The organism is Pontibacter sp. HJ8, from assembly GCF_054824225.1.
Genome location: NZ_JSYF01000271.1, coordinates 1 through 7,825, shown reverse-complemented (window position 1 = coordinate 7,825; position 7,825 = coordinate 1). Strand labels below are relative to the sequence as shown.

Sequence of the window (7,825 nt, the reverse complement as noted above, 5' to 3'; positions counted from 1 at the left end):
CTTAGCCCAAGAACGCTTGATCGTTTCGAGTCAAGAGTGTATGAAGGCGTATTGAAAGACGGGTTAGAAAACTCTGATAACCCAACCAGAAATAATGTTGTGATCAATCCGGCTTGGGATTCCAACTTCTATGCTTCCACTTCAGGAGAGATCGATTTTGTGGAGAAAGACGTGAACTGGTTACGTCTGCGTGACGTGACACTTCGCTATGCGCTTCCTACAACTCTATTGCAGCGCACGAAAGTGGTGAAGACAGCAAGTGTCTTTGTAACGGGTACGGACTTATTCCTGCTTACAAATTATTCTGGTCTTGACCCGGTAGGTAGCGCGACTAGCTTGGCGACAGGTGGTAGCGGCGGTCTTGGTTTCGACTACGGTAACTTGCCAATGCCTATGGGCCTGAACTTTGGTATTAACGTTGGTTTCTAATAATTAAGATAATGAGAAAGATAGTATATACAGCTCTTATGGCGGCCAGCTTATTTACCTTTTCCGGCTGCGAGAGTTACCTGGATGTTAACACGAACCCGAACGGACCTGACCAAGTGGTGCAGCCGCACCTGTATCTCTCGCCAATACTGGCTGAGATGGCACTGGGTATTCAATATGACGGCCGCTACCTGGGCAAGTACATCGCCAACTGGCATAGCACGGGAACTGATATAACCTGGGACCGTCATGGTTTTGCTTCTGCAAGCGATGCGGCCGGTCAGATCTGGAGATCGACTTACTACACGGCGGGACTTAACCTGAAAGACCTTATTCTTAAAGCAGAAGAAGAGAAGAAGTGGGACTTTGTGGCAGTAGGGTATGCGTTGCAGGCATATAACTGGCAGCTGACCACCGACTATCACGGTGATATCATCCTGTCGCAGGCTTTTGATCCAACCCTGTCAGCATTCGACTACGACTCACAGGAAGAAGTTTATGCTGAGGTAAGACGTTTAGCTGAATTGTCTTTGACTTATTTTGAAAAAGCGAAAGCCGAGCCACATCCCAACTCCCAGCTTGCTTCTGGTGACCTGATGTATGCCGGTGATGCAGCCAAATGGGAAAAGTTTGTGTATGGCTTGTTAGCCATCCATTACAACAACCTGTCTAATAAGTCCTCTTATGACCCTGCTAAGGTGATCGAGTATGTTGACAAGGCTTTTGCAAGCGGCGCTGACGACGCTTCTATACGTTTCCAAGGTTCTGTATCAGCCGATGCAAACTTCTGGGGGCCGATGAGAGGCAACCTGACCGACCCTAACGTCCGCCAGTCGAAGTTTATCGTTGGCCTGTTAGACGGTACTAACCCCGTATTACGCGACGTGCAACCTAATCCGGAAACAGGTGTCCTTGTGCCGACCATTACAGACCCTGTATTTGCAGGACAGCACCTGAAAGACCCACGTTTGCCAGTGATGTTGGCTCCAGCTGCTGACGGACAGTACAGAGGGGTTTCTTATGCCGGTGTTGCCGAATACACGGCGGCAGATCAGCGTCCTTACAACCTATATGGTACTAACACCGATGCTTCTAATGCATCAGCTCCAGGTAAATACCTGTTCCAGAATGCAGCCCGTTTTCCGATTATGACTTATGCGCAGCTGCAGTTTGTGAAGGCTGAGGCTGCCTATAAAAAAGGAGATAGAGTTTTGGCGCTGGAAGCCTATACGAAGGCTGTTAACGCGCATATGGACTTTGTGCGCAACTATGCTTCTGTTGCAGACAGAACTGTTTTTGATCAGCGCAGAGCTGCTTATATGGCTAACCCAAAAATGATGCCTGCAACAGCTGACCAGCTGACCTTATCGCACATTATGCTTCAGAAATACGTGGCACAGTGGGCATGGGGATTCGTTAACACTTGGTCTGACTTGAGAAGGTACCACTATACAGGAAACGAAAGCGGTGGTTCTTACGACGAAATCGATACAGATGCCAACGATAATGTGTTCCGTGGATACCTGTTGCCAACACAAGCGGGACTTCAGTTCTTCGCTTCTAATGGAGGCAAACCAGCCTACAGAATGCGACCTCGATACAACTCTGAATATGTTTGGAACGTGGAGGCACTCAGAGCAATTGGTGGTATGGATCAGAACTACCATACAAAAGAAACATGGTTTAGTAAGCCTGAATAATTCGAATGAATATGAAAAAGATATTTCTAAAGACACTCGCTGTATTATCGCTGGGCTTTATTTTCGGGTCTTGTGAGGAGAATGCCATTCCGGAACGTACAGAATATGTGACGAGTGGTGCCATGATCAGATTCTCGCACGCCTCTCAGGAAGCGCCTATGGTGAACTTCTATCTGAACGATAATAAGGTCAGTGCAAAGGCTCCTACACTCACCAATAGAGAAACCGGTCTTTCCTGGAACTCTACATTGGCCAATACCATTCATCCGGCCACTTACGGGTATGTAAATGTTCCGGCAGGCGATTATACCTTGAGTGTAATCGACACAACGACTATACCTGGTACAAAAGCCCTGCGAAAGAATGTGGTTGTTAGTGCGCCGGTAAAGCTTGATGAGAAGTTGTTCTACACCAGCTATCTGGTAGGAAAGCTTGACAACCTGGAACTGCTTACTGTGAAGGATGAGTTGCCTAATCCCGACTATAAAGTGGCTTATATCCGTTTTGTGAACGGTATGCCAGGTGCACCTGCCAACTTTGATGTAGTGGCTAAGCGTACACTGCCAACTACTGAAACTCTAAACCTGGCGACAAATGTCGCTTATAAAGGTGTTACAGGGTACATGGCTGTTGCTCCCGGCACTTACGATCTGGCACTATTCCTGAACGGTTCTCCAACAGCTTACACAACCTGGACCAGTGGTGTAATACAGGCCGGTAAAGTATATACCTTCTATACAAAAGGTAACTATACTACAACGCCTGGAACCATAAACAGACAGCTGTTAAGAGAAAGATAATACAGACAGACTTCCCAGGGCTGGTTAAGTTCCGGGAAGTCTTCTTTACACACCTTGCTCTGCTCACAATTGTCCTGAGCGCTACTGTAAAACGGAATAGTAGTTTGAATTGATAGTTTTTACATGAATAGCCCTCCTTTACTAACCCTATCGGAGGGCTTTTTTTTAGCTACCCCCAACACAATTGAAACGATGATCAGAAACTTTACCCTACTAATTGCCCTCCTTCTCTGCTCGGCAACCTTGTTTGCCCAGCAAACAAACCAACCACCCAAACGGGAATTCCGAGGCGTCTGGATCGCGACGGTGCAGAACATCGACTGGCCTTCCAAACCCAAACCGGGGGTAGACTCCGAAACACAAAAGCAGGAATTGCTGTCGATCCTGGATGAGCACCAGCGAACCGGCATCAACGCCATCATGCTGCAGATACGCCCCTCCACCGATGCGCTGTATGCCAAAGGGCGTGAGCAGTGGAGCATGTTCCTGACCGGGAAGCAAGGGAAGGCACCGGCCCCTTTTTATGACCCGCTGGAATTTGCGATCGCAGAAGCACACAAGCGCGGGATGGAACTGCACGCCTGGATCAACCCGTACCGGGCTACCACTAGTTTGGTAGACTCCCTAACCAGCCCCGACCACATCACCCGCACCACACCCGACTGGTTTTTTACCTACGACGACAAAAAGTACTTCAATCCGGGCCTGCCTGAAGTGCAACAGTACCTGGTGGATGTGATCATGGATGTGGTGCGCCACTACGATGTGGACGGCATTCACTTCGATGACTATTTCTACCCGTACCCGGGTAAGACGCCGCTGCCTGACTCTGCTTCCTATACCCGCTATGGGCAAAACTTTGCAAGCATAGAAGACTGGCGCCGCAACAACGTGGATGTGCTGATCAAAACCTTGTCGGACAGCATTCATGCCGAAAAGAAACATATGAAATTTGGCATCAGTCCTTTCGGCATCTGGCGCAACCAGGCCCAGGATTCGCTGGGTTCGGAAAGCAACGGCCTGTCCGGGTATAGCGCCCTCTATGCCGACGCCCGCAAATGGGTGCAGGAAGGCTGGGTAGACTACATCAACCCGCAGCTATACTTCCCGTTCCATTACAAAGCGGCGCCTTATGAGAAACTGCTCGACTGGTGGGCCGCCAACGCAAACGGCAAACATGTGTACATCGGCCAGGGCGTATACCGGGCCATGGAAGACCGGGAAGGCTGGCGCGACAAGCAACAACTCCCCAACCAGGTACGCTACCTCCGCGAGAATCCGGCTGTGCAGGGCAGTGTCTACTTCAGCTCTAAATCCCTGACCAACAACCTGGCTGGATTCCGGGATTCGCTTCAGTATGATTTTTACCGTTATCCGGCCCTGCAGCCAACCATGCCTTGGTTAGGAGAGTTAGCGCCGGTTGCTCCGCTCAAACTACGCGAAGATAAGTTTCTCTTCTTCCGGCGCTGGAAAAAGGCCAAATTGAAGTGGGATTCCCCGGATCAGCAAGAAAAGGTATATGGCTATGTCGTTTACCGCTTTGATGAGAACGAACCCATCAATCTGGAGCAATCCAAAAGTATCCTGAAAATCACTTTCGATGGGTCGATGAACTCCTTTCACGATGAAAGTGCCGAACGGGGTAAATCCTACCAGTATGTGGTCACTGCGATTGACCGGCTGAAAAACGAAAGTGCTCCGTCTAACTTCTTTCGGATGAGGTTGTGGTAAGTCGAGGGTGCGTGTCAACAATGAGCTGAAAGGCGCATGACATCACGCTGAGAATATTTGCAGAAGGCAGCACGAGAGCTGCTTATACCTAAGCGAATCAACATGAAAAGAAAAAAGACTTTACTGGGCCTGGTTCTGGCAGCCCTCATCCTGACAGCCAATGCGATTGCTTTTTCAAACAAGGCGCTGCCGGATTTTGAGGAAAGCAGTCTCGCAGGTATAGCCGCCAAAGGCCCGGCCTGGATACGGATCAACCAGCTCGGCTATACCCCGGGCGGTATAAAAGTGGCCGTATGGGGAAGCAAGTCCGAGGAACGCCTCAAGCGCTTCGAGCTGGTAGATGCCCAAACGAACAAAGTGGTTTTCAAAGGCAAGTCCGGCCAGGCTTACGGCGCTTACGGGCCTTTCAAGGCATCTTACCGGCTCAATTTTACGGAGTTCAGCAAGCCGGGCCGTTATTTCCTGCGGGCAGGTGCTGCATCATCTCCTGTTTTCAGAATTGATGTCGATGTCTACAAAGGCACGGCTGACTTTGCGCTCCGCTACATGCGGCAGCAGCGCAGCGGCTTCAACCCCTACCTGAAAGATTCCTGCCATACCCAGGACGGCTATACCATGTACGGCCCCATGCCCGATAGCACCCTCATCGACGTATCCGGCGGCTGGCACGATGCGTCCGACTACCTGCAGTATGCCACCACTTCGGCCAATGCCACGTACCACCTGCTGGCCGCCTACCGCGATTTTCCAGGTGTGTTCACCGATCAGCATCAGGGCAACGGACTGGAAGGAACCAACGGGGTGGCCGATGTGCTGGACGAAGCCAGATGGGGGCTGACCTGGCTCCTGAAACTGCATCCGCGCGAAGACTGGCTGTTCAACCAACTGGCCGATGACCGGGACCACCAGGGCATGCGCCTGCCCACCCAGGATCCGGTGGATTATGGCATGGGCAAAGGCGGAGCCCGTCCGGTATACTTTGCAACAGGCGAGCCCCAAGGCTTAGGGAAGTACAAGAACCGGGCAACGGGGGTAGCCTCGATCGCAGGCAAGTTTACCAGTGCTTTTGGTCTGGCGGCTCAGATCTACAGCGGCCAGGACAAAGAGCTATCCAACCTGTTCGGGCAAAAAGCACTTTCTGCCTACAAACTGGGTCTGGCCAAACCAGGTGTTACCCAGACAGCACCAAACCGGGCGCCTTATTTTTATGAAGAAGACAACTGGGTGGACGACATGCAACTGGGGGCAGCCGCCCTGTACCAGCTGACGGGCAACCAGGAGTATTTTAAGCAGGCCTATACCTATGGGCTGCAGGAGAAAGTAACGCCCTGGATGGGAGCCGACACGGCACGCCATTACCAGTGGTACCCGTTTCACAATTTCGGCCATTTCGAACTCGCTAAAAAAGCAGATACCGGGACCAAGGCCGAACTGATCGGGTTTTATCAAGAAGGGATAGAGCGGGTGTATGCCAAGGCGAAGAAGAATGCGTTTTACCGGGGAGTACCGTTCATCTGGTGCTCCAACAACCTGACCACTTCCTTTGCTATCCAGAACCACCTGTACCGTGAGCTGACCGGCGACCAGACCTACGCCGAACTGGAGCAGGCGAACATCGACTGGCTTTTCGGTTGTAACCCCTGGGGCACCAGTATGGTGTATGGCTTGCCTGCCGAAGGCGATACGCCGGTTGATCCGCATTCCGCCTTCACGCATTTGTTTAAATTCCCGATCGATGGGGGGCTGGTCGACGGGCCGGTGTATGGCAGTATCTTCAATAACCTGAAAGGGATAAAACTATACGGCGAAGATGCTTACGCGGAGTTTCAGTCGGGCCTGGTGGTATACCACGATGATTTTGGCGACTACAGCACCAACGAACCAACCATGGACGGCACCGCTTCGCTGATCTACCTGTTGGCAGCGAAGGAGCATAGCTCCGGGGAGGGGAAGCAGGCAAAAAAGTAAGTATTGATGCACACGGGGCCATCATCCGGGGCGATGTTTCGGAGAAGAAGCTAGCTGTGGTGTTCACAGGAGATGAGTTTGCCGATGGAGGGAGTGTTGTCCGGGAGGTGCTTAAAAAGCGCAAGGCCAAAGCATCCTTCTTTTTGACCGGGCGCTTCTACCGCAATCCCGATTTCCGTGTGCTGATCAAAGGGCTGAAGCAGGAGGGGCACTACCTGGGCGCGCATTCGGACGAGCACTTGCTTTACTGCGACTGGGCCAAACGCGATAGCCTGCTGGTGACGCAGGCGCAGTTCAGCCAGGATCTGCAAAAAAACTACCAGCGGATGGCAGCCTTCGGAATCCGGAAGTCAGATGCGCCTTATTTTCTGCCGCCCTATGAGTGGTATAACCGCCGCATTGTGGACTGGACCGGGCAGGAGGGACTGCAGTTGGTGAACTTTACGCCGGGGACCCGCTCTGCTGCCGACTATACCTGGCCGGAAATGGGAACCCGGTATGTGAGCTCAGAAACGATCCTGCAGTCTATACTCCAATACGAAGCGAAAGACCCACACGGGCTGAATGGCTTCATGTTGCTCCTGCACATCGGCACTGATCCCAGGCGGGAGGATAAATTTTACCACCGGCTGGACGAGCTCCTGACGCAGTTAGAAAAGAAAGGCTACCGGTTTGTCCGGGTGGATGAGGTGCTGTCGCCCTGAACCGGCTTTTCCTGATAGCAGGCTGAAGCCTGCTATTTTACCAGAATATAAAACGTAACGAAATGAAACAGATATTCTTACTGACCATCGTGACAATACTGCTTGGTTGCCAACGACCCGCTACCACGCCGCTGATACCCGAAGGTATAGCCTACCTTTCGCGGGAAGCCTGGGGTGCCAAGGCACCGGTGCTGCCCATGCGCAGCCACCAGCTGACGCGGCTCACCATTCATCACACCGCCACCACGCAGTCAACGAGTCGATCACTGGCAGATAAAATGAGAGCGTTGCAGAAGTTCTCGCAGGAGGATAGCCCGCTGGCCTCTGGCAAAATGAAGCCCGCCTGGGCCGACATCCCATATCACCTCTATGTGGATGTGCACGGCGAGGTAGCCGAGGGAAGAGATATCCAGTATGCCGGTGACTCGAACACCTCCTATGATCCGGCGGGCCACCTGCTGGTGGTGGTAGAAGGTAACTTCGAGAAAGGAGC

Annotated in this window: 6 protein-coding genes and 1 pseudogene; all 7 read left to right on the top strand. The window is 51.9% G+C overall.

The genetic code is table 11. From position 1 onward, the window contains the following. Nucleotides 1-429 (top strand): annotated as a pseudogene (locus OB13_RS12595) (SusC/RagA family TonB-linked outer membrane protein); the annotation flags it as partial. A gap of 11 nt (nucleotides 430-440) precedes the next feature. Continuing rightward, nucleotides 441-2,129, top strand: coding sequence for a SusD/RagB family nutrient-binding outer membrane lipoprotein (locus tag OB13_RS12590; RefSeq protein ID WP_461490521.1), 1,689 nt, complete (start codon nucleotides 441-443; stop codon nucleotides 2,127-2,129). Between the two features lie 11 nt (nucleotides 2,130-2,140). Then, nucleotides 2,141-2,929 carry a DUF4397 domain-containing protein gene (locus OB13_RS12585; protein WP_461490520.1) on the top strand — a complete coding sequence of 263 codons (789 nt, stop codon included), beginning with the start codon at nucleotides 2,141-2,143 and terminating at the stop codon, nucleotides 2,927-2,929. Nucleotides 2,930-3,121: 192 nt separating this feature from the next. Beyond that, nucleotides 3,122-4,660: a glycoside hydrolase family 10 protein gene (locus tag OB13_RS12580; protein WP_461490519.1), complete on the top strand. Its 1,539-nt coding sequence runs from the start codon at nucleotides 3,122-3,124 to the stop codon at nucleotides 4,658-4,660. A 102-nt stretch (nucleotides 4,661-4,762) separates the two neighbouring features. Further along, complete coding sequence (locus OB13_RS12575; protein WP_461490518.1) at nucleotides 4,763-6,628, top strand: glycoside hydrolase family 9 protein; 1,866 nt, start codon at nucleotides 4,763-4,765, stop codon at nucleotides 6,626-6,628. Nucleotides 6,629-6,687: 59 nt separating this feature from the next. Continuing rightward, entirely contained in the window at nucleotides 6,688-7,332 is a 645-nt protein-coding gene (locus tag OB13_RS12570; protein ID WP_461490517.1) for a polysaccharide deacetylase family protein, read from the top strand. Nucleotides 7,333-7,394: 62 nt separating this feature from the next. Beyond that, nucleotides 7,395-7,825 (top strand): peptidoglycan recognition protein family protein (locus OB13_RS12565; RefSeq protein WP_461490516.1); only part of this gene is annotated, 431 nt, incomplete at its 3' end.

What these genes read in the sequence shown, in the direction of transcription:
- OB13_RS12580 (WP_461490519.1), top strand. Translation starts at nt 3,122, where the DNA reads ATGATCAGAAACTTTACCCTACTAATTGCCCTCCTTCTCTGCTCGGCA.
- OB13_RS12585 (WP_461490520.1), top strand. Translation starts at nt 2,141, where the DNA reads ATGAAAAAGATATTTCTAAAGACACTCGCTGTATTATCGCTGGGCTTT.
- OB13_RS12575 (WP_461490518.1), top strand. Translation starts at nt 4,763, where the DNA reads ATGAAAAGAAAAAAGACTTTACTGGGCCTGGTTCTGGCAGCCCTCATC.
- OB13_RS12590 (WP_461490521.1), top strand. Translation starts at nt 441, where the DNA reads ATGAGAAAGATAGTATATACAGCTCTTATGGCGGCCAGCTTATTTACC.